Origin of the sequence: Vitreoscilla sp. C1, assembly GCF_002951955.2 — a bacterium.
Classification (GTDB): Bacteria; Pseudomonadota; Gammaproteobacteria; order Burkholderiales; family Neisseriaceae; genus Vitreoscilla; species Vitreoscilla stercoraria.
The window spans coordinates 1,760,331-1,786,698 of sequence record NZ_CP019644.2; the positions used below are offsets into that span (position 1 = coordinate 1,760,331).

The window sequence follows — 26,368 nt, forward strand, 5'->3', positions numbered from 1 at the left end:
AAATGGAATCTGACGATAAATAAACGTGCTATTACAAAGGATTTTATGAGCTTTGTCAATGCTTTTATACCTGATTTATCCACATTCGCCTGTGGATAAATAGTGTCTCATCAGCTATAATAGCCTCTTATTGCTACCCCTTGTTTTTTCTTGGGTAGCGTCCTGTAACATCATCCAGAACACTCTAAATCACTTATGCTCCAAGCCGATTTAAGCCAATTTATGGCCGTATGGCCACATGCGCTGCTTGCTTTGCGTGACACCCTCTCCAGTCAGCAATACCAAATGTGGATTGCTCCGTTGACCATAGGCAACGAAAACAACACTTGGACGGTGTATGCCAAAAACAACTTCGTATTTGGCTTCGTCAAAAGCCATTTTTGGCAACACATTGAGGCGAGCGTCGCCGCTTTGACTCAAGACAGCCCAGGCTTACAGTTAAAAATTGGCCAAGGTGAAAGTGTGGCTATCGCCAGCGCACCTTTAATGACGACTGCGCCGATTGCCACGCCTCAACCACAAAAAACCAGCCCAAAAACACCTGCCAAGGTCAATGCAAAAGCGGCTACTGACGATTTGTTTGCCGATGATTTATTGCCTGACGACGTGATTGATGGTCCCATGCCAACACCTGCACCCACATCAGGTCGCGGCATGAGCGCCAAAGACATTATTCAGCGAAATTTAGAGCGCCCACGCAAACCTCGCGCCAATGAAGTCAGCGGCAGCACCTCGCTTAGCAATGCCGGTATCATCTTGCCAACGCAAGCACCGATTGTCACTCCCAGTGCACCGAGCATCATTAAATCTGCCAGTGACCATATGCCAGCCATTGGCAGCCATGCCGAACAAACCCGTTTGAATTCCAGTTACACGTTTGAAACCTTGGTACAAGGCAAAGGCAACCGCATGGCATATGCGGGCGCGCAAACCATTGCTGAAAATCCAGGCTCAAGCATGTATAACCCGTATTTTATTTACGGCTCGACAGGTTACGGCAAAACCCATTTGATACAAGCCATAGGCAATCGCATTTACCAACGTAACCCGCGTGCCAAAATTCGCTATATTCATGCCGAAACCTATGTGCGCGACATCATGAAAGCGTTTCGTTCTAGCTCGTTTGATGAATTCAAAAAACATTATCATTCATTGGATTTGCTATTGATTGATGATGTGCAATTTATCTCAGGCAAAGACCGCACCATGGAAGAATTTTTCTATTTGTTTAACCACCTTTTAGATGGTAAAAAACAAGTGGTGATGACGTGTGATACTTTGCCTGCCAATATCAAAAATATGGATGACCGTTTGAAATCCCGCTTTTCGTGGGGTTTGACTGTCGAATTAGAGCCGCCTGAATTGGAAATGCGTGTGGCGATTTTGCAAAAAAAAGCCGAAATGGCCAATGTGCAAATGCAAGAAAAAGCCGCATTTTTCATCGCCCAACACATTCGCTCTAACGTGCGTGAATTGGAAGGCGCATTCAAACGCGTGGCGGCACACAGCTTGTTCCAGCATAAACCGATTGACATTGCCTTAGCCACCGAAGCCTTGCAAGATATTTTGGTTGAGGCACAGCGCCAATTGACCGTCGAGCACATCATGAAAACCGTTGCCGACTTTTACCAATTGAAAATTGCCGACTTGGTGGGTAAAAAACGCTCTCGCCCTATTGCTCGACCACGCCAAATGGCGATGGCTTTGGCCAAAGATTTGACCCAACAAAGCTTGCCTTCCATTGGCAATGTCTTTGGTGGACGCGATCACACCACTGTGATGCACGCCCACAAAACCATACACGACTTAAAACACGGCGATGCCAAATTGGCACAAGATTATGATTACTTGTCTGCCATGTTACAAAAATAAATCAGGGATGACTTTATGTTAATTTTACAAGCAACTCGCGACGAATTATTAAAACCATTACAAACCGTGACCGGCATTGTAGAACGCCGTCACACTTTGCCGATTTTGTCGAATGTGTTGATTGAAGCACAAGCAGGTCAAACCAAATTATTGGCAACCGATTTGGAAATCCAAATCAACACTTCAGGTCCTGCAACCAATGCCGAAGATTTTCGCATCACCACCAGCGCTAAAAAGTTACAAGACATTTTGCGTGCTTTGCCTGAAAGTGCCATTATCAAATTGGACTGGGCAGACAACCGTTTGACATTGACTGCAGGCAAATCACGTTTTAATTTGCAAACCTTGCCTGCCGAAGATTTCCCGACCATGAACGTGGCGCAAGAAATCAGCGCACGCTTTGACATACCACAAGACCAATTAAAATTGATGTTGTCACAAGTGCAATACGCGATGGCCATTCAAGACATTCGCTATTATTTGAATGGTTTGTTGTTGCAAACCGAAGGCAATCAATTGCGCTTGGTTTCAACCGATGGTCACCGTTTGGCTTTGGCCAGTGTGTCATTGGAAAACGCTGACTTGCCTAAAACCGAAGTCATCGTCCCTCGCAAAACCATTTTGGAATTGTTCAAACAATTGGGCAATCCTGATGCACAAATCAGCATTGAATTGTTGTCTAACCAAGTGCGCATCATCAGTGGTGACACGGTGATTGTGTCCAAAGTGGTTGATGGTAAATTCCCTGATTTCACGCGCGTGATTCCACAAGACAACAACAAAATTTTCTTGCTCAATCGCACTTTATTATTAGGTGCTTTGGAGCGTGCTGCTATTTTAGCCAATGAGAAATTCCGTGGCGTGCGTTTGCAAGTCAAACCAGGCTTATTGAGCATTTTGTGTAGCAACAACGAACAAGAAGAAGCGCAAGAAGATTTAGAAATTGCTTACCAAGGCGAAGCTTTGGAAGTGGGCTTTAACATCACTTACTTGATGGATGTATTGCGCAACGTACAAGTAGAAGATTTCCAATTGGCATTTGGCAATGCCAACCAATCAACTTTATTTACCATTCCAGGCAATCCTGACTTCAAATACATCGTAATGCCAATGCGCATCTAAACTTTGTGAAGTCATGCGTCCTGTAAACCTTTACAGGACGCCTTTGTGGTTTATTGATTTAGAGAAAAAGTGACTTATGACTCAACCAGAAGAATACGGTGCCGACAGTATCAAAGTATTAAAAGGTTTGGACGCAGTACGCAAGCGTCCGGGCATGTACATCGGCGACACCCAAGACGGTAGTGGTTTACATCACATGGTGTTTGAAGTATTGGACAATGCCATCGACGAAGCCTTAGCAGGCCATTGTGACCACATCACTGTGGCGATTCATGCAGACAATTCCATTTCTGTGGAAGACAACGGTCGCGGCATCCCAACCGACATGCACCCTGAAGAAAACCGCTCGGCTGCTGAAGTCATCATGACGATTTTGCATGCAGGCGGTAAGTTTGATAACAACTCTTACAAGATTTCAGGCGGCCTGCATGGCGTGGGCGTGTCTGTGGTCAATGCCTTGTCCGATTGGTTGACCCTCAATATTTATCGCAATGGCAAAGAACATTTTGTTGAGTTTAACCGTGGTGAAACGGTGCAACCAACCAAAATGATTGGCGACACCGAGAAAAAAGGCACGCGCGTGCACTTTTTAGCCAGCGAAGAGACCTTTGGCAAAGTGGTGTTCAATTTTGATATTTTGGCAAAACGCATCCGTGAATTGTCATTTTTGAACAATGGCGTGGCCATTGAGTTGCTCGACAAACGTGATGGTCGCCATGAAGATTTTGCGTTTTCAGGTGGTGTCGCGGGCTTTGTCAAATACATCAACCGCACCAAAACCGCTTTGCATGAAAAAATCTTCTACGCCACAGGAGAATCTGAAGATGGCATGAGCGTGGAAGTAGCGATGCAATGGAACGACTCTTATCAAGAGCAAGTTTTGTGCTTCACCAACAACATCGGACAACGCGATGGTGGCTCACACTTAACCGCTTTGCGCCAAGTGATGACACGCACATTGAATCAGTACATTGACGACAACGACATTTCTAAAAAATCCAAAGTACAAACTTCGGGTGACGACATGCGCGAAGGTTTAACTTGCGTGTTATCGGTAAAATTACCAGATCCGAAATTCAGCTCACAAACCAAAGACAAATTGGTTTCCAGCGAAATTGGTCCTTTGGTCAACGAAGTCATCAATGCGTCCTTAAAAGAATTTTTGGAAGAAAATCCAAACGAAGCGAAAATCATCACGGGTAAAATCGTGGATGCCGCTCGTGCGCGCGAAGCAGCGCGCAAAGCACGTGAAATCACCCGTCGCAAAGGCGTGATGGACGGTTTGGGCTTGCCAGGCAAATTGGCAGATTGCCAAGAAAAAGACCCTGCTTTGTCAGAATTGTACTTGGTCGAAGGTGACTCTGCGGGCGGCTCTGCCAAACAAGGGCGTGATCGCAAATTCCAAGCCATTTTGCCTTTAAAAGGCAAGATTTTGAACGTGGAAAAAGCCCGTTTTGAAAAAATGCTTGCCAGCCAAGAAGTGGCGACCTTAATCACCGCTTTGGGCTGTGGCATTGGCAAAGACGAATACAATATCGAAAAATTGCGCTACCACCGCATCATCATCATGACCGATGCCGACGTCGATGGCGCACACATTCGCACTTTGTTGTTAACGTTCTTCTACCGTCAAATGCCAGAATTGGTCGAGCGTGGTCATATTTATATCGCTCAGCCACCGTTGTACAAAGCCAAACACGGCAAGCAAGAGCGTTATTTGAAAGACGATTTTGAATTGAACCAATTTTTGCTCAATTCCGCTTTGCAAAACGCCAAAATTGTTTCAGGCGAACAAGTCTTAGAAGACGAAGCATTGGCGACTATTGCCAAACAATTCATGCTCACTCGTGGCGCTATCAATCGCGAAAGCCGTGCAGTAGACCATGCTGTGTTGACACAATTGGTTTACATGCCTGAGATTTCCTTTGCCACCAACGAAGATTTGGTACAGGCCGAGGCGTTGTTAAAGCAACATGTTACCGACCCTGATATCCATTTTGATGCGATTGCAGGCGATGAGCAACACTTTGGCAAAATCAAAATCACCCGCCGTTTGCATGGCAATACCATGGTCACTTATTTGACCCAAGGTTTCTTGGAAAGCAAAGATTACCAGTCCATCAAACAAATGGCGGTCACTTTGAAAGACTTGATTCAAAGCGGTTCGGTTTTGCACAAAGGTGATAAAACCATCCCTGTCGATTCTTTTGCCCAAGCTTTGGATTGGTTATTGGCCGATGCACAACGTGGTTTATCGATTCAGCGCTACAAAGGTTTGGGTGAGATGAATCCTGAACAATTGTGGGAAACCACTATGGATCCGAACGTGCGCCGCTTGTTGAAAGTGAAAATCGACGATGCCATTGCTGCTGATGAAGTTTTTGTCACCTTAATGGGTGATGAAGTAGAACCTCGCCGCGCCTTCATTGAAAGCAATGCGTTGACCGCCGAAATCGATATCTAATCTTTTGCATCTCTTGTCATCAAGCGTCCTGTAAGAATATTTACAGGACGCTTTTTATATTTTTAGGATAAGAACTTCAGCATGTTGTGAAAGCATTCACAATGCTGTTAAGCTTATACAACATGCTCACATAATATTTTTATTCAATATTTTCAAAGGCTGCCATGCTTCATATTTTGCACACTTCAGATTGGCATTTGGGTCGTCAATTGTATGGTCAAAACCGCCACGCTGAATTTCAAGCCTTTTTACAATGGCTACAACAAACCATGCAAGCTCAACATACCGATGTTTTGCTCATTGCAGGCGATGTGTTTGATACCATCACACCCAATCATGCTGCCCAAGAATTGTATTACCAATTTTTAGCCCATTGCGCCGCTGAAAATTTATGTCAACATATTGTGATTATCGGTGGTAACCACGATTCGGCTAGCTTTTTGAATGCGCCCAAATCATTATTAAGCGCCTTGAACGTAACGGTGATTGGCGCTGCGACCGAACATTTGGAAGATGAAGTCTTGGTATTGCGGCACACCGACCATACACCAATGGCCATTGTATGCGCCGTACCGTATTTGCGTGATAGAGATGTGCGTTTGAATTTAGAAAACCAAAGCATAGACAACAAACAACAAGCTTTATTACAAGGCATACGTCAGCATTACCAAAACATTTATCTACATGCCCAAAACATACGTGAACAACTGGCAGCAGACATTCCCATCATCGCGATGGGGCATTTGTTCACCCAAGGCGGCGTGACGATAGATGCCGATGGTGTGCGTGAATTGTATGTGGGCACGCTCGCTCATATTGGCGTGGATGTGTTTGCAGGTTTTGATTATGTGGCATTGGGTCATTTGCACGTGCCACAAACCGTCACCAAGACCGAACACATTCGTTATTGCGGCTCTCCTATTGCCATGGGTTTTGGCGAGGCTGGACAACAAAAACAAGTGGTGTCAGTGACTTTTACAGCACGCTCACCTCAAATTCATTGCATCGACATTCCTGTGTTTCATGTATTAAAACGCATTACCGGCAATGAAGCGAGCTTGCGCCAACAATTACAATATTTGATAGCCCAAGCGCAGCCTATCTATATTGAAGCGGTTTACCAAGGCAATGAAATGGTGGCGGATTTGAGCCAACAATTGCATGATTTGGTGAAAAACAGTGTGGTGACGATTTTACGTGTACACAATCGCCAATTCATACACCAAGTCTTACCACACCAAACCGAGGTTTACGCCCTACCCGATTTGACCCCAGAAGAAGTGTTTGATGCTTGTTTGCAGCAACACGACATTGCTGATACTGAAAAAACCGCTTTGCGTCTGAGCCACCAACAGGTGTTACAACAAATTCAGCAACAGGATGCTGATTCATGAAAATATTACGTTTGCGTTTCCAAAACCTCAACTCTTTGGTCGGTGAGTGGCACATTGATTTTGAACATGAAGATTATGTACAAAACGGTTTGTTTGCGATTACAGGTCCCACAGGTGCAGGTAAATCGACTATTTTAGATGCCATTTGCTTAGGCTTGTTTGGTGAAACACCACGCCTAGCCAATATCAGCAAAAGCGAAAATGAAATCATGTCACGCCACCAAGCACAATGTTTGGCAGAAGTGACTTTTGCAGTAGACGACAAAATATACCGCAGTACGTGGAGCCAAACCCGCGCACGCAAGCTCAAAACCGGCAAATTGCAAGACAGCAAACACGAATTGGCCGATGCCATCAGCGGCAACATCATTGAAGACAAGAAAAGCCGCACCATTGCCGCCATCGAAGACATCACCCATTTGAATTTCAAACGCTTCACCCGCTCAGTTTTGTTGGCTCAAGGCAGTTTTGCTGCTTTTTTACAAGCGAGCGTAGATGAACGTTCTGATATGTTGCAGCAAATCACAGGCACAGAAATCTACGAAACCATTTCCAAGCAAGTGCATATGAATAAGCGCGAAGCTGAAAGCCAGTTGCAACTATTACAGGCCGCTGCCAATGCGGTGGTTTTGTTAGACGAAGAAGCCTTGCAAGACATTCAGCAACAATGGCAGCAAACCCAACAAGACAATGCCCAAACCGAGCATGCCTTAGAGCAAACACGCCAACACATTCATACCCACGAACAACACGCCAAACTGCACACGCAACAGCAATTATTGACCGCACAATGGCAAGCTCACGAACAAGCCCAACAAGCGATGCAAGCAGATGTACAGCGTTTACAGGTCGCTGAAAAAGCGCAAGTGTTGCAAGCGGATTTTCAACACCTAGAACATTTGCGCCAACGCCAAAATACGGCTCAAACCGATATGGCGCAATTACAAAATGCATTGCCACCTTTACAAGAACAAATTGATGTTGCGCTGACGCATTACCAAAAGACACTGCAACAATACCAAGAACATGCTCAACAAACGGAATCTCAACAAAAAAAATGGCAACACGCAGCGGTTTTAGATGCGGCTTTGCGATCAGAAGCACAACAACAAAACCAAATCACTGCGCAGCAACAAGATTTAAAAACACATCATAAACAACAGCAACAAGCCGAAATCAATTTGCGTCAACAATGTGAACAAGCACAGCAACAATTGCAAGCGGTTCATGATTGGGCAAACGAACATCCATATTTGTCGCAAGCCCAAAAATGGCTGCCGACAGGGCAAAAACAATGGCAAGACATTCAAATTTTGGCGTCTAAACTGGAGTCTTGGCAACAACAACAAAATTTTTTCAAACAAAATATTGCCCGACATGAAAGTTCGCAACACGAATTGCAAACATTCATTCATCACACATTTGATCGCAAACAGCAATTATTACAAGAAATTACGCAAGAAGAGCAAGCCATTGCGCTGTTACTGGGCGACAAAACCATTTCTGAATACCAAACCGAGCAAGATTTATTATTACAACAGCAAAGATTGCTACACAAAATTGAATCACTTGAAGCCGAACGCCAGCATCTAAGCGATGGTGACGCCTGCCCTTTGTGTGGTGCGACCAGCCATCCTTATATTCACAATGAACATGTGATTCCAAGCATGTCTGCCACCCAAGAACGCTTACAAGAATTAGACAGTTTTTTTAAACATCTACAAGAACACGAGCGCCGTATTCACGGTAAACAAACCAATTATGCCACGCTCAAACAACAATACGATTTCAAACAAATACAAACCCAACAATTGCAACAAGAGCAACGTGAGTGGGGTATCCAATTGCTCAGTATTCACCAAGAAATCCAAAACACCCAACAACAATCCGATCATCTGCTCAATCAATTGCAACACTCATGGCAAGAAATAGGCTTGCCTGAACATGTTGATTGGAATAAAGCTTTTGAGCAACTACAACGACGCATCGAACAATATCAAAATCATGCTCAAAAAGAACAAAGCTACAAAGAAAAATTGGCTTTGTTAAACAAAGACCTTGAACACTTATTGCCACAATTGCAAAAAGATAGTGAACGCTTGCAACAATTGGCAACCCAGATGCAAGACAGCCAAAATCAGCAACAAGATTTACAGCAACAACGCCAACAATTATTGGGAACGCAAAGCATAGAACAAGCCCAAAATAGATGGCAAACCATGTTACAGGACGCTCAAAAGCAGCAAGAGCAGCAATACCAAACTTGGCAGCTGGCGCTCAATCAACTCACACAAGCCCAACAACGCCTAACCGATGCCCAAGCCCAAGCCCAATCTTGGCAACAAGAATTGGAGCAAACCCAGCATCAATGGCAACAATTGCTGGTACAACATGCATTTCAAGACGAAGCGCAGTGGCAAAGCTTATGCTTGAGTTTGCATATGATGGAAGCGCTACGCACCCAACAAAAACAATGGGAGCATACCCATATTCAATTGCAACAAAGCATGCATCACAACCAAGCTGCTTTAGATGCTTTGAATATGGAGACGCTCAAAAATACGGATTTGTCTACGTTACAACAACAGTTAAAAAGTTTACAGGACGCAAATCAAAGCCAAAACCAGCGTATCGGTGCTTTAGCGCAGCAAATACAGCAACAAGAGCAAGCCAAGCAGCAATTCGCCCAACACCACGCACGCATCCAAGCCATGCAGCAAGAGTGTCAACGTTGGCAAAATCTCTACAAATTGATAGGCAGCAGCGATGGCAAAAAATACCGTGTGTTTGCGCAAAGTCTGACTTTCAACCATTTGGTGCAACAAGCCAATCGCCAATTGCAAAAAATGAATGAGCGTTATTTGCTCAAACAAAACAGCGAGGCTTTATTGCAATTGGATGTCATTGACCAATTTCAAGGCAATGAAGTGCGGTCGGCTAAAAATCTTTCTGGTGGAGAAAGCTTTATTGTGTCTTTGGCACTGGCTTTGGGCTTGTCGCAGCTTTCAGGTCACAATACTCGCATAGAATCACTCTTTTTAGACGAAGGCTTTGGCACTTTGGATGAAGATGCGCTAGAGGTGGCTTTGAATGCTTTGGCAAGCTTGCAACAAGACGGTAAGATGATTGGCATCATTTCACACGTTGCGGCTTTGAAAGAGCGCATCAGCACCCAAATTCAGGTTGAACCACGTCAAGGTGGTGTCAGCTCATTGCGAGGCAGTGGTATCAGCCATTTGTCGTAACTTTTACAGGACGCTGTTATGGCACATTCCCACGACCACAGCCATCATGGACACGCTCATACCAACAATCAAAAAATATTGTGGTATTCATTTTTAATCATCAGCGGCTATATGGTGATTGAAGCAGTAGGCGGCGTATTGACCAACAGTTTGGCCTTGCTGTCAGATGCGGGACATATGTTGTCCGATGCCATCGCTTTGGGCATCGCTTTATTGGCTTTTAAATTTGGCAGCAAACAAGCCAATGCCAACAAAACTTTTGGCTACCAACGGTTCGAAATTTTGGCGGCAGCTTTAAATGGCTTGACCTTGATTTTGGTCGCGGTGTGGGTGATTTACGAGGCGATAGGTCGCTTTGTCAATCCATTACCCATACAAAGTACAGGCATGCTCATCATCGCGACTATCGGCTTAATCGTCAATATTGTTGTGGCATGGATGATGTTCAAAGGTGGTGATACCGAAGAAAATTTGAACATGCGCGGGGCTTTTTTACATGTTTTGGGCGATTTATTGGGTTCGGTGGCAGCCATTATTGCAGCTTTGGCAGTAAAATTTTACGGCTGGGCTTGGGCAGATCCATTAATCAGTGTGTTGGTCTCGATTTTGATTTTAAAAAGCGGCTATGGCGTCCTGAAAGAGGCATTGCATGTCTTAATGGAAGGCACGCCCAAAAATTTAGACATGGATGCCATCCGCCAAACGCTGTTGTCTGAACCTGAAATCGCCAACATCCATGATTTGCATCTGTGGAGCATTACCAGCGGTCAACACGTTTTAACTTGCCACTTGGTGATGCGTGAAGATGTACGCATCAGCCAAGTACAAGAAGTATTGCACCGTTTAGAAAAATTATTACAAGCGCAAGGCGTTCAACATGTGACCTTGCAAGCCGAAAGCTTGCATCATGGGCATGACGAAGCTGCTCTTTGCAGCCACACCGCATCCCAAAACCCTTCCCACTCACATGACGAAACCACACACGAACATTCTCATACACATTAACCCCATCAATAAAAGCGACTTTAAAAGTCGCTTTTTCATGGTTCAAACTTTGGCATTCACTTATTTAATCATTGATTACATAACCTTCATCCACAATCGCATCATGGATATTGGCCAAGCTGACCTTGCTTTCATCAAATTGCACATCCACTTGCGCATTGGCCAAGTTCACAGCTACCGCACTCACGCCATCGAGCTTACTCACACGTTTTTCAATGGCTTTAACGCAATGTTGGCACGTCACTCCTTGTACTTTCAAGATGCTACTGCTCATTTTAAAATCCTTTACAATGCCATTAACGTGGTGTATTGACAATCACCATTGATTATATGAATGGCGACTGCTTGAGCTTTGAGCATATCATAACTGCATATAAAGAGGTACGCATACCAGCAATATATTAAATTATCTTAAACTATTATGGTAGCTGAGATGCTTCACGCAATTTCAATAATCCCAGCAAAGCCGTATCACGCTCTTGGCGCAAATTCACACCGCCTAAACTCTCTAACCAAGCACCAACTTGGGTATCCAAAGTATCAATCAAAGCCTCATCCACGGTCACCGAACCCAAATCATTCCACCAAGAGGTCATCGGTGGACCCAAATGTTCCATCGCATGGGCAAAACCTGCATTGTTCGCCAATTGCATATTCAAATAAGGACCCAACAATGCCCAACGCAAACCCGGTCCTGCAGTAATAGCCGTATCAACATCTTGTGCCGAACATACGCCTTGCTCGACCAAATAAAACGCCTCACGCCACAAAGCGGCCTGTAAACGGTTGGCAACATGTCCGGGCACTTCTTTGTGAATGCGAATCGCTTTTTTACCCAAGCTTTGATAAAACGCCATGGTTTGTTCCACCACCGCCGCATCGGTTTGCGCACCACCAATGACTTCTACCAGCGGTAATAAATGTGGCGGATTAAACGGGTGTCCTAACACCACACGTTCAGGATGCTGGCACACGCTTTGAATGTCTGAAATTTTCAAGCCTGAAGAAGAACTCGCAAAAATCGCCTGTGTAGGTGCGGCAGCGTCCATTTGCGTATACAAAGCCTGTTTCAATTCTAAGCGTTCAGGACCATTTTCTTGCACAAAATCCGCATGCTGTACGGCTTGGCTCAAATCGGTTTCAAAACGCAAACGGTTTAAACTGGCTCCTGCCACCAAACCCATTTCACTCAAATCTTGCCAAAATGTGTTGACCCATTCTTGCAAACGCTGTTGCGCACCTTCTGCGGGGTCATAGGCCACCACATCAAAACCTTTTGCCAAATAAAAAGCCGCCCAACTGGCTCCAATCACACCACAACCGACAATCGCTACTGTTTTAATAGATTCAAATTGCATAGAAATTCCTCATACAAATGTAAAAAGATTTTTGTTAAGGGCTTGCAGAAAAGCCTTATGATGATTTTGTTTCAAAACGCAGACATAAAAAAACAGGTCAGCACCCACTGACCTGTTGTGATTCTTATTTAACGGTGTTCCAAAGCGTCCTGTAACGCTTTTTCAATTTTATCCGCATCAAATGATTTGGCAATCAACTCAAAACGGCTATCTCGTCGCCACGACACTTGATTGGCACCCCAATGACCATCCACCCAATTGAGCCATACATGCGTTCCCAAAACGCGAAACACGCCTTTGGCACGTACCAATCCTTCAGTCATGCTTGGCAACGCATCAAAAAATTGGGTCAAACGCTCACCGTCAAAATCACTGGTGTGCGGGAAAGTAAAACCTTGAGTTTGATAACCCATCGTATTGTCAGGCAAAGAGGTGATGCGATAACGTGGTTTTTGTATCACTTCAGTATCGAGCCATGCCAATTTCATTTGCGCATTGTCCACCTCAGCAACAAAAGCCTTAGGTGGGAACAATTTTGCCGCACGTTCACGAAAACGGTTCATCACATCATCACTGCACAAATCCACTTTGCTCGCCACCAACACATCACACACACCAATTTGGTCTTGGTATAAAGCCTGCAAATTAAAATCAGAATCGATAAATTGGCTCGGATCCACCACCGTAAACACCGCGCCAACGGTCAAAGAATTGGCCAATGGTGGTGTGTTCAACTCATCAATCACACTGGCCGCATGCGCCAAACCGCTCGCTTCAATGATTAAACGATCAGGACGGTTTTCACGCAACATTTTGGTCACAGTCACAGTCATTTGTGGTCCCGCCACACAACACAAACAACCGCCTGAAATCTCTGCCACAGGCACTTCATCTCCGCTCAAAACCGCGCCATCAATGCCAATTTCTCCAAACTCATTGACAATAATGACCCATTTTTCATGTTCGGGTTTTTGAGCCAACAAAGATTTGATAGCGGTGGTTTTACCCGTTCCCAAGAATCCTGAGAACAAATGGACAATAGTATTTAATTCGGGTTTTGCTGCTGACATTGCTGACATATTCCTGTTAATACGACGTGTTCGTCATCTAATTGAAAACCTGTGCGTTGCAGGCCTTGTTGTAATTGCTGCCATTCATGTGTTCTTTGTTCATCGACTGAATGACATTGTGTGCATACTAAAATAATCGCTTGCTCATGCGGCTCATGTGTACAATGTCCACTGGCATGATGCTCGTGTTCACCACTATGGCGGCACACAATGTAACCATTGACCGCTGCCACTTTGTGCAAAACACCTTGCTCGACCCAAAAATCCAAAGCACGGTAAGCCGTCGGCGGCGCCACAATAGAAGTAGCAGCAGCCTGTAATTGTGCCAAAATGTCATATGCTTTAATGACACCATGTTTTGCCAAAATCAAATCCAAGACTTGCTCACGCAATGCAGTGACTTGGGCTTTATGATGCCGACAATTGGCCAAAATTTGTTGCTTTAACTGATTCGGATTCAAATCAAAACAGCCTTTTCAAGATAGATCACAAACCAAAGATGATACCGCTTCACCCTTGCTCTGACAAATCACTAAGGATGATTTTGATACTTAACAACATATCAGACTCATTGTTTCTTTTATAATAACCATCAATCTATCTGATTTTAATTTAAAAAGACTTTAACTTCATTAATTTTTAAACCAGTGAGCCAATATGAAATGTGATTGGAATTTAATTTATGCCATATTATTAATACTCGAAGAGAAAGGCTCAGCCGCCCTTCCATCCAATCAAATTAAAATTGAGAAATTTAGCACTGAACAAATTCATTATCATTGCCAATTATTATACGAACGGGAATTCATCAGCGGTAAAAAGATGTCTAATGGCAATGAAAAATATATTAACATCATCAATATGACATGGGAAGGACATGAGTTCTTAGACAGCCTTCGCGCTGAACCAATATGAAATAAACAGGCATGCAGCTACATTACCATTAAATACTAAAATATTGAATTAATATAATCTGTATTTAAACCAACAAGCGTCCTGTAAAGTTTACAGGACGCTTGTTTATATGAATGTGTATTATATTTAAAACTATCTTTAAGAATGAATAAAGCCCTGATGCGTTTGCATCAGGGCTTTAGAATGGGGCGTTTGACGATGACCTACTTTCACATGGGTAATCCACACTATCATCGGCGCTAAGTCGTTTCACGGTCCTGTTCGGGATGGGAAGGCGTGGGACCAACTCGCTATGGTCGTCAAACATAAACTTTAAAATCAGAAAGCCGTCTGTATTACAGAGCTTTGAAATAGGGCTGTATTATACTGTCTATTTCAATCTTAATCAACTGGGTAATAATTGTATGCTTTATGTAGTAAGCATTATCATTGAAGTTCTTCAAATGATAGAGTCAAGCCTCACGAGCAATTAGTATGGGTTAGCTTCAAGCGTTACCGCTCTTCCACACCCCACCTATCAACGTCCTGGTCTCGAACGACTCTTTAGTGTGGTTAAACCACAAGGGAAATCTCATCTTCAGGCGAGTTTCACGCTTAGATGCTTTCAGCGTTTATCTCTTCCGAACTTAGCTACCCGGCTATGCCACTGGCGTGACAACCGGTACACCAGAGGTTCGTCCACTCCGGTCCTCTCGTACTAGGAGCAGCCCCCGTCAAATTTCCAACGCCCACTGCAGATAGGGACCAAACTGTCTCACGACGTTTTAAACCCAGCTCACGTACCACTTTAAATGGCGAACAGCCATACCCTTGGGACCGACTACAGCCCCAGGATGTGATGAGCCGACATCGAGGTGCCAAACTCCGCCGTCGATATGAACTCTTGGGCGGAATCAGCCTGTTATCCCCGGAGTACCTTTTATCCGTTGAGCGATGGCCCTTCCATACAGAACCACCGGATCACTATGTCCTGCTTTCGCACCTGCTCGACTTGTTGGTCTCGCAGTTAAGCTACCTTTTGCCATTGCACTATCAGTCCGATTTCCGACCGGACCTAGGTAACCTTCGAACTCCTCCGTTACTCTTTGGGAGGAGACCGCCCCAGTCAAACTGCCTACCATGCACGGTCCCCGATCCGGATAACGGACCTGGGTTAGAACCTCAAAGTCACCAGGGTGGTATTTCAAGGACGGCTCCACACAGACTAGCGTCTGTGCTTCAAAGCCTCCCACCTATCCTACACAAGTGACTTCAAAGTCCAATGCAAAGCTACAGTAAAGGTTCACGGGGTCTTTCCGTCTAGCAGCGGGTAGATTGCATCTTCACAACCATTTCAACTTCGCTGAGTCTCGGGAGGAGACAGTGTGGCCATCGTTACGCCATTCGTGCGGGTCGGAACTTACCCGACAAGGAATTTCGCTACCTTAGGACCGTTATAGTTACGGCCGCCGTTTACTGGGGCTTCGATCCGATGCTTGCACATCTTCAATTAACCTTCCAGCACCGGGCAGGCGTCACACCCTATACGTCCACTTTCGTGTTAGCAGAGTGCTGTGTTTTTAATAAACAGTCGCAGCCACCGATTCTCTGCGGCCTGGCGTTGCTTACGGAGTAAATCCTTCACAATACCAGGCATACCTTCTCCCGAAGTTACGGTATCAATTTGCCGAGTTCCTTCTCCCGAGTTCTCTCAAGCGCCTTAGAATTTTCATCCCACCCACCTGTGTCGGTTTGCGGTACGGTTCGATTTAAGCTGAAGCTTAGTGGCTTTTCCTGGAAGCGTGGTATCGGTCACTTCGGTTCCGTAGAACCTCGTTATCACTTCTCGGTGTTGAATGAATTCCCGGATTTGCCTAAGAATTCCACCTACTGGCTTGAACAAACTATTCCAACAGTTTGCTGACCTAACCTTCTCCGTCCCCACATCGCACTTAAATCAAGTACAGGAATATTAACCTGTTTCCCATCGACTACGCATCTCTGCCTCGCCTTAGGGGCCGACTCACCCTACGCCGATGAACGTTGCGTAGGAAACCTTGGGTTTTCGGCGAGGGGGCTTTTCACCCCCTTTATCGCTACTCATGTCAACATTCGCACTTCTGATACCTCCAGCAGACTTCACAATCCACCTTCGCAGGCCTACAGAACGCTCCCCTACCACATGCACTAAGTGCACATCCGCAGCTTCGGTTATAGATTTGAGCCCCGTTACATCTTCCGCGCAAGACGACTCGACTAGTGAGCTATTACGCTTTCTTTAAATGGTGGCTGCTTCTAAGCCAACATCCTAGCTGTCTGGGCCTTCTCACTTCGTTTACCACTTAATCTATCATTTGGGACCTTAGCTGGCGGTCTGGGTTGTTTCCCTCTTGACACCGGACGTTAGCACCCGATGTCTGTCTCCCGAGGAATCACTTCATGGTATTCTTAGTTTGCCATGGGTTGGTAAGTTGCAATAACCCCCTAGCCATAACAGTGCTTTACCCCCATGAGTGTACCTCGAGGCACTACCTAAATAGTTTTCGGGGAGAACCAGCTATCTCCAAGTTTGTTTAGCCTTTCACCCCTATCCACAGCTCATCCCCTAATTTTGCAACATTAGTGGGTTCGGACCTCCATTACCTGTTACGGCAACTTCATCCTGGCCATGGATAGATCACTTGGTTTCGGGTCTACGCCCAGCAACTAATCGCCCTATTAAGACTCGATTTCTCTACGGCTCCCCTATTCGGTTAACCTTGCTACTGAACGTAAGTCGTTGACCCATTATACAAAAGGTACGCAGTCACGGAACAAGTCCGCTCCCACTGTTTGTATGCATCAGGTTTCAGGTTCTATTTCACTCCCCTTCCGGGGTTCTTTTCGCCTTTCCCTCACGGTACTGGTTCACTATCGGTCGATGATGAGTATTTAGCCTTGGAGGATGGTCCCCCCATATTCAGACAGGATTTCTCGTGTCCCGCCCTACTTGTCGTTAGCTTAGTACCGCAGTTGAGATTTCGAATACGCGACTATCACGCACTATGGTCATACTTTCCAGAATGTTCTTCTATCTCGACTACTATCACTAACAGGCTTTTCCGCGTTCGCTCGCCACTACTTGCGGAATCTCGGTTGATTTCTTTTCCTCCGGGTACTTAGATGGTTCAGTTCTCCGGGTTTGCTCCAGTGACCTATGTATTCAGTCAAAGGTACCTAATAAATTAGGTGGGTTTCCCCATTCGGACATCGCGGGATCAAAGCTTTATTGCCAGCTCCCCCACGCTTTTCGCAGGCTTACACGTCCTTCGTCGCCTATCATCGCCAAGGCATCCACCTGATGCACTTATTCACTTGACTCTATCATTTCAAGAACCTCTGACTTTGCAGAATTAGACAGTTGACGTGTCTTCCTTCTGCTTGATTCTCTTCATGTTAAAGCTTACTACTTGGTTGTTACAATCAACGCCTTTTGAATTCGTTGATTGCAGATACAATCATCACCCAAATTTACTGTGTTATTTAAGCGGCCTGTAAAGGCTGTCTAAACAACAACATTGTCTTTTGTTTGTTGATTTCGGCTTTCTAATTTTTTAAAGATCGATGCGTCGCTTTTGTGTGTTTCGCTTTGTACTGCTTGTCCGCTAACACGCTTCGCAAATCAAAGAAGACTGAGAGTATATCATCTCTTTATTAAGAGTGAAATAAAAAACAGCGTCAGCTGTCAATCGTCTTTGATTTGCAAAGTATTTTAGTTCATTGGTGGAGGCAAACGGGATCGAACCGATGACCCCCTGCTTGCAAAGCAGGTGCTCTACCAACTGAGCTATGCCCCCAATGTTCCACAACCTTACTTGTTACCAAGTTTGATGGTGGGTCTGGGAGGACTTGAACCTCCGACCCCACGCTTATCAAGCGTGTGCTCTAACCAGCTGAGCTACAAACCCAGGTCGTTGCTACTTGCATCTTTATTTACAGTTTACCGATAAGTGTGAATGCGTTAAGCCTCTTCTATCTCTAGAAAGGAGGTGATCCAGCCGCAGGTTCCCCTACGGCTACCTTGTTACGACTTCACCCCAGTCATGAAGCATACCGTGGTAAGCGGACTCCTTACGGTTATCCTACCTACTTCTGGTATCCCCCACTCCCATGGTGTGACGGGCGGTGTGTACAAGACCCGGGAACGTATTCACCGCAGTATGCTGACCTGCGATTACTAGCGATTCCGACTTCACGCACTCGAGTTGCAGAGTGCGATCCGGACTACGATCGGCTTTATGAGATTGGCTCCACCTCGCGGCTTGGCTACCCTCTGTACCGACCATTGTATGACGTGTGAAGCCCTGGTCATAAGGGCCATGAGGACTTGACGTCATCCCCACCTTCCTCCGGTTTGTCACCGGCAGTCTCATTAGAGTGCTCAACTGAATGGTAGCAACTAATGACAAGGGTTGCGCTCGTTGCGGGACTTAACCCAACATCTCACGACACGAGCTGACGACAGCCATGCAGCACCTGTGTTACGGCTCCCGAAGGCACTCCTCCGTCTCTGGAGGATTCCGTACATGTCAAGACCAGGTAAGGTTCTTCGCGTTGCATCGAATTAATCCACATCATCCACCGCTTGTGCGGGTCCCCGTCAATTCCTTTGAGTTTTAATCTTGCGACCGTACTCCCCAGGCGGACAATTTCACGCGTTAGCTACGCTACCAAGAGCTTTTAATCTCCCAACAGCTAATTGTCATCGTTTAGGGCGTGGACTACCAGGGTATCTAATCCTGTTTGCTACCCACGCTTTCGAGCATGAGCGTCAGTGTTATCCCAGGGGGCTGCCTTCGCCATCGGTATTCCTCCACATCTCTACGCATTTCACTGCTACACGTGGAATTCTACCCCCCTCTGACACACTCTAGTTATCCAGTTTCAAATGCACGTCCCAAGTTGAGCTCGGGGCTTTCACACCTGACTTAAATAACCGCCTGCGCTCGCTTTACGCCCAGTAATTCCGATTAACGCTTGCACCCTACGTATTACCGCGGCTGCTGGCACGTAGTTAGCCGGTGCTTATTCTTTAGGTACCGTCATCACTCTTGGATATTAGCCAAAAGCTTTTCTTCCCTAACAAAAGTACTTTACAACCCGAAGGCCTTCTTCATACACGCGGCATTGCTGGATCAGGCTTGCGCCCATTGTCCAAAATTCCCCACTGCTGCCTCCCGTAGGAGTCTGGGCCGTGTCTCAGTCCCAGTGTGGCGGATCATCCTCTCAGACCCGCTACTGATCGTCGCCTTGGTAGGCTTTTACCCCACCAACTAGCTAATCAGACGTCGGCCGCTCAAATAACGCAAGGTCCGAAGATCCCCTGCTTTCCCCCGTAGGGCGTATGCGGTATTAGCCACTCTTTCGAGTAGTTATCCCCCATTACTTGGTACGTTCCGACGCATTACTCACCCGTTCGCCACTCGTCAGCAAGAAAGCAAGCTTTCTCCTGCTACCGTTCGACTTGCATGTGTAAAGCATGCCGCCAGCGTTCAATCTGAGCCAGGATCAAACTCTTATGTTTAATCTCTAAGCTTACTATTTAATTTCTGGTCTGCTTCTCAAAGAAAAAGAGCGAGAAATGATTAAAAATCATATCTTGTCTTTACTTCTTTAGCAGTGTGAGGCTCTTCGCACTCACACTTATCGGTAATCTGTTTTTTAAAGAGCTGTGCTGTGAAACTTGTGAAGCTGACCGTTTGGTCTGTTTCGTTTCTGTCTCAGCAGCGAAGAAACCGAATATTACAGAAACACCGAAAACCCGTCAACACCTAATTGTAAAAATATGACTATAAAAACACAAGCACGCTGAATTTAAAGGAAATCTTATTGCAAATTATTTTAACAACCTTCAAAAAAACCATGAATACCATAACAAACTTATTTCCAAATATCTCCAAAACAAACAAAATAGGTCAAACTCAATCATAAAAGCGTCCTGTAAACTGTTACAGGACGCTTGAAAAGCTTATTTAAAACCGTTTTGCTTTATAAAATACGGCTTCGAACCGTTTTACCTTTGATTTTGCCTTCTTGTAGCAATCTCAAAGCAGTTTTTGCCAATTCTCGTTTGACCGCGACAAAACTCCAAATGTCATACACTTGAATACGACCCAAATCATCGCCTTGCAATTGTTTGCTGGCAGTCAATGCGCCCACAATGTCGCCTGGACGGATTTTGTGTTTTTTGCCGCCATCCAATTGTAAGGTTGCCATCTTAGCGCGAGAAGGTTGGGCTTGAATATCGTCTGGACTAGGCAAAGGCTGTGGCTGAATCTTCATATCAAAGTCCGCCTCCAATGTGCCAATTTTATAATCTTCGTATTTGCCATACAAACTCACCGCCACACCTTGTTGACCTGCACGGCCTGTACGACCAATGCGATGGGTGTGGGTATCTGAGTCATGCGCCAATTGATAATTGAATACCGCATCCACGCTGCTCACGTCCAAGCCACGAGCGGCCACATCGGTCGCGACCAACACACAAGCACTGCCATTGGCAAACTGAACCAAAGTATGGTCACGGTCTTTTTGATCCAAATCACCGTGTAAAGCCAACACGCTAAAGCCTGCTTTATATAAAAAATCTGCCACATCATCTGTTTCACGTTTGGTCGTGCAAAACACGATGCTGCTTTGACCTTGGTATTTCAACAACAACAAGCGCAAAGCTGCCATGCGACTTGCCTCATCGCCACCTACTTGGAAGAAATGTTGCGCAATCGTATCTTGGTTGTGTTGTTCTTCGATGGTCACACGCACAGGCTCACGCAATAAGCGCGCACTCAATGCCGCAATTGCATCTGGATAAGTGGCACTGAACAACAAAGTTTGACGTTGGTATGGCGTTTTAGAAACGATGGCATCCAATTCTTTTTGGAAACCCATTTCCAACATGCGATCGGCTTCATCCAAAACCAAAGAAGTCAAATCGCTCAAATCCAAACGACCACGCTCAATGTGATCCAACACACGACCCGGTGTACCAACAATAATATGAGCGCCATGTTCCAATGAGCCAATTTGTGGACCCACTGGTGCGCCACCACACAAAGTCAAAATCTTAATATTGTGAATGCTGCGTGCCAAACGGCGCAATTCTGCTGACACTTGGTCTGCCAATTCGCGAGTTGGGCACAATACCAAGCTTTGTACGCGAAAATATTTCACATCCAATTTTTGCAACAAACCCAAACCAAACGTCGCCGTTTTACCTGAACCCGTTTTGGCTTGTGCAATGATGTCTTTGCCCTCCAAAATAGCTGGCAAAGCTTGTTGTTGAATGGCAGTCATGTTGTGAAAACCCAAATCTTGCAGGTTATTCAATAAAGCAGCCTGTAAAGGCAAAGTAGAAAATGAAGTATTGCTCATGCTGAAGCTCCCAAAAGCTGTTGCTAAGGCCTCAGCCCGCAAATCAAAAGGGGCATATTCTAACAGAATCAGCACACATACACCTATTTTCATGCCAAACTTTACAGGACGCTTGTCTCGCTAAACCTTTGACTTGTTGGATTCTTTGTAACAAACCACTTCAATCAAAACTGATTTTATATTCAAATTGCAAAAAGGTTACGCCACCATTTGCTTTTCACCCAACTGAAGCACATACTGATTATTCATTAATATTAAATTGTCTTGATCAATGTTTTATCCTCTTTATGACTTTGATATATTAGTCAATCTGGCCTTTCAATCGTGATGGTCTATGCGGTTGATTGCGATGCTGTGACCTGATTCATTTTGGCTGTAAGCTGGTCTTTACAAGCTTAGCAGTCATAGTTAGGTTTGATATTGTGATTAGCCTAATCACATGACTATGTGCATGAAACGGCCACAATGATATAGTTTTGTCCTTTTTCCACCTGATTGAAGCTGCAAATGGATTATGAATTGATTGACCACCAAGAGTGGCATACTGAAGAAGACTTTCCTCAAGATTTAGACGCTGTGTGTGCTTTGACGCACATGGGCATGTATTTTGAATGGATGGCGCAAACACAATTATTGCATCCTGCGGTCATCGAACAATTGGGCGAAAAAATGACACAATTGCAACAACAGCAATTAAATGGTCGGGATATTTTAGAACATTCATTAGGGCGTCAATTGCTATTGAGCTTTTTCAATGAATTCGGTCGCCGTTTCACTGAGTATTACTATACTGATGATGAAGAAGGCTATGGTCAATTCATGAGCGACTATTACACCACTTTGCGTGTGGATTTATTGCCTTCTTTGTACCATGTCGACAACAGTCGCGCAGCTTACGATGCGGTGGCTTCTCAATTTGATTTAGCCTATCTCAAATGGCAAGCGAGTTTGAAGGAACACAATTCATGACCAAATTGGTAATTTTAGACCGAGATGGCGTCATCAATGAAGACAGCGACAAGTTTGTCAAATCGGTTGATGAATGGATTCCGATTCCAGGCAGTATGGATGCGATTGCCTTTTTGAATCAATCGGGTTATCAAGTTGTTGTCGCGACCAATCAATCTGGCATAGGTCGTGGTTATTTCACCGTGCACGATTTGAATGAAATGCACGCCAAAATGCACCGTTTGGTTCAGCAAGCTGGTGGTCAAATCGATGCGGTTTGGTTTTGCCCTCACACCGCGGCAGACCAATGCGAATGTCGCAAGCCTTTACCTGGTATGGTGCACGATATTTTGCAACGCTATGTCAATACCGACATGAAAGAATTGTATATGGTCGGTGACAGCTTGCGTGATTTACAGGCCATTGAGGCGGTAGGCGGTCAATCGGTCTTGGTGTTAACTGGCAAAGGTAAAAAAACCTTGGCCACAGGCGGCTTGCCTATCAGCACATTGGTGTATGAAAATTTATTAGAATTCGCACAAGCGTTACTATTGCGCCAACAACAAGCCCAAATCAAGGAGCAAAAAGATTAAATGGTTATTTTAAGAAACCTGATTTATTGGTTGTGTGTGTGTGTGTTTACAGTGGTCTATTTTATTTACATTTTGGCTTGTGTGCCTTTTGGCGTGAAAGCCGTCAATCGCTCTTGCACGGGTTGGGCGATGGCACAAGTTTGGATGTTAGAGCATATTATTGGTTTGAAGCATACCGTTAAAGGAACCGAAAACATTCCTCAAGAACCTGTTGTCGTGTGCTGTAAACACCAATCAGGCTGGGAAACGTTTATTTTACAAAAATACTTTCCACCGATTGTGTTTGTAGCCAAACAAGAATTGTTCATGATTCCATTTTTTGGCTGGGGCTTGAAAATGGCAGGCACCATCGGCATCAATCGCAAAGACCGCATGGGTGCATCACGCCAATTACTAGAAACTGGTGGCAAACGCAAAAGCCAAGGTTTCTCTATTGCCATATTCCCTGAAGGCACACGTATCAAACCAGGTTTGCGCGGTCGCTACAAACTCGGGGGCGCGCGCATTGCCGATACGCTGCAAATGCCGATTGTGCCCATAGCACTGAACAGTGGCGAGTTTTGGCCTAAAAACTCTTTCTTAAAATATCCTGGCAGTATCAGCGTGGTAATCGGTGAAGCCATTGCCCCAACTGGTCAAAGTGCTGATGTGGTCATGCAAAAAGTAGAAAGCTGGATTGAAAGCCAACAACGCCACATCGAAGGTCAAGGTCCATGCTTTGAAAAACCACATGACCCTCAATCCAATGGACAAAGTGGTATTTAATTCACACTTTATTTAAAAGGAAGGCTTAGCCTTCCTTTTTTCATATAAAATCAAATACTTACTATGAAATTTTAATATACGTATTATTAATATACGTATTATATATACGATTTGTACCCTTTTTTTGCCCTCATCACCAAGCAAGTCGCGCCGATATTGCTTGGCAAACTCCAAACAGCTCGCCTATTATGATTGGCTTGCAGATAATCAAAAATGACAAGGACACACAAATGCGTTTATTACACACCATGTTGCGCGTAGGCAATTTAGAACGCTCATTGGCGTTTTACCAAGAAGTTTTGGGCATGAAACTGTTGCGCCAAAACGATTATCCTGAAGGCAAATTCACCTTGGCTTTTGTGGGCTATGGCGATGAAAGCGACCACACTGTTTTAGAGTTGACCCACAATTGGGACACCGACAGCTATGATTTGGGCAATGCTTACGGTCATATTGCCATCGAAGTAGACGATGCTTACCAAGCTTGCGACGCGGCACGCGCCAAAGGCGGCAAAGTGGTGCGTGAAGCAGGTCCCATGAAACACGGCACCACCGTCATCGCTTTTGTTGAAGACCCAGATGGTTACAAAATTGAATTCATCCAAAAAAATTCAGGTCAGGACTAAACCTTTAAGCGTCCTGTAAACACATTTACAGGACGCTTTTTGTCTATTGGTCTCAGACCAAGGCAATCACAATACCAACGTCTTACAGGACGCTTTTATCTATCGGTCGCGGACAAACACAATCACAATACCAACGTCCGTTTTGAACAATTATCGAAAGGAGATTTGATGCTGAAAAAATTAGGCTTACTGGCCACTTTAACATTGCCACTGAGCGCACAAGCAGCAGGATTTGATGCCAGCCAAATGAGTTTATTATGGGGCTTGCCGTTTGCGTGTATTTTGTTGTCGATTGCTTTATTCCCACTGTTTGCACCACACATTTGGCATCACAGCTTTGGTAAAATCACCGCGTTTTGGACAATTTTATTTTTAGCCCCGTTCACATTCGTTTACGGCATGGGTGAAACGGTTCACACCGTTGCACATGCTTTGTTGGCTGAATACATCCCGTTTATTTTGTTATTGTGGGCTTTGTTCACCGTTTCAGGCGGCATTTTGGTCAAAGGCAATATTCATGGCAGCGCCAAAACCAATACCATTATTTTGGCTTTGGGTACGTTCTTGGCATCCATCATGGGCACAACAGGTGCAGCGATGTTGTTGATTCGTCCTTTATTGCGCGCCAACGACAACCGCAAACACAAAGTCCATGTGGTGGTATTCTTCATTTTCTTGGTGGCCAATATCGGTGGCGGTTTAACCCCATTAGGCGATCCACCATTGTTCTTAGGCTTCTTAAAAGGCGTGGACTTCATGTGGACAGTCAAACACATGATGATGCCTGTCTTAATTAGCTCAGTGGTTTTGTTAGCGATGTTTTACATCATCGACACTTATTACTGGAAAAAAGAAGACGAAACCTTGCCTGTTGACCCAACACCAGACAGCAAACTGGCCATTGAAGGCAAAATCAACTTTGTATGGTTGTTTGGCATCATTGCTGCCGTTTTGATGTCAGGCATTTGGAAATCAGGCGTGGAATTCAATATTTTGGGCACACCAGTCAGTTTGCAAAACATTGTGCGTGATGTGATTTTCATCATCATCGGCATTGTGTCTTTGAAAACCACTGCCAAATCTTTGCGTGAAGCCAATGATTTTAACTGGGGTCCGATTGAAGAAGTGGGCAAATTGTTCTTGGGTATATTCATCACCATTGCACCTGTATTGGCGATGTTGAAAGTCGGCATGGACGGTCATTTCGCACCATTGGTAAGCTTGGCACACAATGCTCAAGGTGAACCGATTAACGCCATTTATTTCTGGATGACAGGCATGTTGTCAGCATTCTTGGACAATGCACCGACTTATTTGGTGTTCTTTAACTTGGCTTCAGGCGATGCGGTGGAATTGATGACCACGTTGGAAACCACTTTGCTGGCGGTGTCTATGGGTTCGGTATTCATGGGTGCTTTGAGCTATATTGGCAATGCGCCTAACTTCATGGTCAAAGCGATTGCCGAACAAAATCGCGTCAAAATGCCAAGCTTTTTTGGCTATATGGCATGGTCGTTTGGTATTTTGGTGCCATTGTTTATCTTACACACCTTGATTTTCTTTATATAATTGAGGTTTACAGAACAAGCGTCCTGTAAA

17 protein-coding genes, 2 tRNA genes and 3 rRNA genes are annotated in these 26,368 nt (G+C 44.9%); 12 read left to right on the forward strand and 10 right to left on the reverse strand.

All coding sequences use genetic code 11. The features are described from left to right. Positions 1-222 precede the first annotated feature (222 nt). The 6 genes from dnaA (at position 223) to ADP71_RS08690 (ending at position 11,102) form a co-directional block, all read left to right on the forward strand. Positions 223-1,872: a chromosomal replication initiator protein DnaA gene (gene dnaA, locus ADP71_RS08665; RefSeq protein ID WP_155970445.1), complete on the forward strand. Its 1,650-nt coding sequence runs from the start codon at positions 223-225 to the stop codon at positions 1,870-1,872. Positions 1,873-1,887: 15 nt separating this feature from the next. Next, on the forward strand, positions 1,888-2,994 hold the full coding sequence (gene dnaN / locus ADP71_RS08670; RefSeq protein ID WP_019958176.1) for a DNA polymerase III subunit beta: 1,107 nt from the start codon (positions 1,888-1,890) through the stop codon (positions 2,992-2,994). A 76-nt stretch (positions 2,995-3,070) separates the two neighbouring features. After that, entirely contained in the window at positions 3,071-5,458 is a 2,388-nt protein-coding gene (gene gyrB / locus ADP71_RS08675; RefSeq protein ID WP_171461078.1) for a DNA topoisomerase (ATP-hydrolyzing) subunit B, read from the forward strand. A gap of 164 nt (positions 5,459-5,622) precedes the next feature. Then, complete coding sequence (locus ADP71_RS08680) at positions 5,623-6,852, forward strand: exonuclease SbcCD subunit D C-terminal domain-containing protein (RefSeq protein WP_171461079.1); 1,230 nt, start codon at positions 5,623-5,625, stop codon at positions 6,850-6,852. Then, a complete protein-coding gene (locus ADP71_RS08685) occupies positions 6,849-10,097 on the forward strand; it encodes an AAA family ATPase (protein ID WP_171461080.1) in 3,249 nt (1,082 codons plus the stop codon). The genes ADP71_RS08680 and ADP71_RS08685 overlap by 4 nt, the downstream gene beginning before the upstream one ends. A gap of 18 nt (positions 10,098-10,115) precedes the next feature. Further along, on the forward strand, positions 10,116-11,102 hold the full coding sequence (locus ADP71_RS08690) for a cation diffusion facilitator family transporter (protein WP_171461081.1): 987 nt from the start codon (positions 10,116-10,118) through the stop codon (positions 11,100-11,102). Between the two features lie 64 nt (positions 11,103-11,166). Here the strand turns inward: ADP71_RS08690 and ADP71_RS08695 are convergent, their stop codons facing one another. The 4 genes from ADP71_RS08695 to ADP71_RS08710 all read right to left on the reverse strand — a co-directional run bounded on the left by ADP71_RS08695 (position 11,167) and on the right by ADP71_RS08710 (position 13,991). Next, positions 11,167-11,376 (reverse strand): copper ion binding protein, encoded by a 210-nt coding sequence (locus ADP71_RS08695; protein WP_104932007.1) that lies wholly within the window; start codon positions 11,374-11,376, stop codon positions 11,167-11,169. 145 nt (positions 11,377-11,521) lie between these two features. After that, positions 11,522-12,460: a 3-hydroxyacyl-CoA dehydrogenase NAD-binding domain-containing protein gene (locus ADP71_RS08700; RefSeq protein WP_019958182.1), complete on the reverse strand. Its 939-nt coding sequence runs from the start codon at positions 12,458-12,460 to the stop codon at positions 11,522-11,524. Positions 12,461-12,588: 128 nt separating this feature from the next. Beyond that, on the reverse strand, positions 12,589-13,530 hold the full coding sequence (locus ADP71_RS08705) for a CobW family GTP-binding protein (protein ID WP_019958183.1): 942 nt from the start codon (positions 13,528-13,530) through the stop codon (positions 12,589-12,591). Beyond that, a complete protein-coding gene (locus ADP71_RS08710; protein ID WP_019958184.1) occupies positions 13,506-13,991 on the reverse strand; it encodes a Fur family transcriptional regulator in 486 nt (161 codons plus the stop codon). The genes ADP71_RS08705 and ADP71_RS08710 overlap by 25 nt, the downstream gene beginning before the upstream one ends. Positions 13,992-14,187: 196 nt before the next feature. Here ADP71_RS08710 and ADP71_RS08715 point away from each other — a divergent pair, with 196 nt between their 5' ends. Continuing rightward, positions 14,188-14,445, forward strand: a complete 258-nt coding sequence (locus ADP71_RS08715; RefSeq protein ID WP_104932008.1) for a DUF2513 domain-containing protein — start codon at positions 14,188-14,190, stop codon at positions 14,443-14,445. A 190-nt stretch (positions 14,446-14,635) separates the two neighbouring features. Here the strand turns inward: ADP71_RS08715 and rrf are convergent. The 6 genes from rrf to dbpA form a co-directional block, all read right to left on the reverse strand. Beyond that, a 5S ribosomal RNA gene (rrf, locus tag ADP71_RS08720) occupies positions 14,636-14,749 on the reverse strand. A gap of 144 nt (positions 14,750-14,893) precedes the next feature. Beyond that, positions 14,894-17,784: ribosomal RNA gene (locus ADP71_RS08725) — 23S ribosomal RNA — on the reverse strand. 400 nt (positions 17,785-18,184) lie between these two features. Continuing rightward, positions 18,185-18,260 (reverse strand) — tRNA-Ala (locus ADP71_RS08730). 34 nt (positions 18,261-18,294) lie between these two features. Continuing rightward, a tRNA-Ile gene (locus ADP71_RS08735) sits at positions 18,295-18,371 on the reverse strand. Between the two features lie 74 nt (positions 18,372-18,445). Then, positions 18,446-19,987: ribosomal RNA gene (locus tag ADP71_RS08740) — 16S ribosomal RNA — on the reverse strand. Together the 16S, 23S and 5S rRNA genes with 2 tRNA genes alongside form the textbook arrangement of a ribosomal RNA operon. 464 nt (positions 19,988-20,451) lie before the next feature. Beyond that, the gene (gene dbpA / locus ADP71_RS08745; RefSeq protein WP_171461082.1) at positions 20,452-21,837 is read right to left on the reverse strand and encodes an ATP-dependent RNA helicase DbpA; all 1,386 of its coding nucleotides are present in this window, start codon (positions 21,835-21,837) and stop codon (positions 20,452-20,454) included. 507 nt (positions 21,838-22,344) lie between these two features. Here dbpA and ADP71_RS08750 point away from each other — a divergent pair. From ADP71_RS08750 to ADP71_RS08770, 5 genes are all read left to right on the forward strand, one after another. Beyond that, the gene (locus ADP71_RS08750; protein WP_019957247.1) at positions 22,345-22,806 is read left to right on the forward strand and encodes a DUF7832 domain-containing protein; all 462 of its coding nucleotides are present in this window, start codon (positions 22,345-22,347) and stop codon (positions 22,804-22,806) included. After that, the gene (gmhB, locus tag ADP71_RS08755; protein WP_171461083.1) at positions 22,803-23,378 is read left to right on the forward strand and encodes a D-glycero-beta-D-manno-heptose 1,7-bisphosphate 7-phosphatase; all 576 of its coding nucleotides are present in this window, start codon (positions 22,803-22,805) and stop codon (positions 23,376-23,378) included. Before ADP71_RS08750 ends, gmhB begins: the two co-directional genes overlap by 4 nt. Continuing rightward, entirely contained in the window at positions 23,379-24,143 is a 765-nt protein-coding gene (locus ADP71_RS08760; protein WP_019957245.1) for a lysophospholipid acyltransferase family protein, read from the forward strand. Between the two features lie 230 nt (positions 24,144-24,373). Further along, on the forward strand, positions 24,374-24,769 hold the full coding sequence (gloA, locus tag ADP71_RS08765; protein WP_026353377.1) for a lactoylglutathione lyase: 396 nt from the start codon (positions 24,374-24,376) through the stop codon (positions 24,767-24,769). 168 nt (positions 24,770-24,937) lie between these two features. Beyond that, a complete protein-coding gene (locus ADP71_RS08770) occupies positions 24,938-26,338 on the forward strand; it encodes a sodium:proton antiporter (protein WP_171461084.1) in 1,401 nt (466 codons plus the stop codon). Positions 26,339-26,368 lie beyond the last annotated feature (30 nt).

Bases quoted from the DNA above. Each gene is read 5' to 3' on its own strand.
- ADP71_RS08695 (WP_104932007.1), bottom strand. From the start codon at position 11,376: ATGAGCAGTAGCATCTTGAAAGTACAAGGAGTGACGTGCCAACATTGC.
- dnaN (WP_019958176.1), top strand. From the start codon at position 1,888: ATGTTAATTTTACAAGCAACTCGCGACGAATTATTAAAACCATTACAA.
- ADP71_RS08715 (WP_104932008.1), top strand. From the start codon at position 14,188: ATGAAATGTGATTGGAATTTAATTTATGCCATATTATTAATACTCGAA.
- ADP71_RS08690 (WP_171461081.1), top strand. From the start codon at position 10,116: ATGGCACATTCCCACGACCACAGCCATCATGGACACGCTCATACCAAC.
- ADP71_RS08770 (WP_171461084.1), top strand. From the start codon at position 24,938: ATGCTGAAAAAATTAGGCTTACTGGCCACTTTAACATTGCCACTGAGC.
- ADP71_RS08760 (WP_019957245.1), top strand. From the start codon at position 23,379: ATGGTTATTTTAAGAAACCTGATTTATTGGTTGTGTGTGTGTGTGTTT.
- gmhB (WP_171461083.1), top strand. From the start codon at position 22,803: ATGACCAAATTGGTAATTTTAGACCGAGATGGCGTCATCAATGAAGAC.
- ADP71_RS08750 (WP_019957247.1), top strand. From the start codon at position 22,345: ATGGATTATGAATTGATTGACCACCAAGAGTGGCATACTGAAGAAGAC.
- dbpA (WP_171461082.1), bottom strand. From the start codon at position 21,837: ATGAGCAATACTTCATTTTCTACTTTGCCTTTACAGGCTGCTTTATTG.
- ADP71_RS08680 (WP_171461079.1), top strand. From the start codon at position 5,623: ATGCTTCATATTTTGCACACTTCAGATTGGCATTTGGGTCGTCAATTG.
- gyrB (WP_171461078.1), top strand. From the start codon at position 3,071: ATGACTCAACCAGAAGAATACGGTGCCGACAGTATCAAAGTATTAAAA.
- dnaA (WP_155970445.1), top strand. From the start codon at position 223: ATGGCCGTATGGCCACATGCGCTGCTTGCTTTGCGTGACACCCTCTCC.
- ADP71_RS08685 (WP_171461080.1), top strand. From the start codon at position 6,849: ATGAAAATATTACGTTTGCGTTTCCAAAACCTCAACTCTTTGGTCGGT.
- gloA (WP_026353377.1), top strand. From the start codon at position 24,374: ATGCGTTTATTACACACCATGTTGCGCGTAGGCAATTTAGAACGCTCA.
- ADP71_RS08700 (WP_019958182.1), bottom strand. From the start codon at position 12,460: ATGCAATTTGAATCTATTAAAACAGTAGCGATTGTCGGTTGTGGTGTG.
- ADP71_RS08705 (WP_019958183.1), bottom strand. From the start codon at position 13,530: ATGTCAGCAGCAAAACCCGAATTAAATACTATTGTCCATTTGTTCTCA.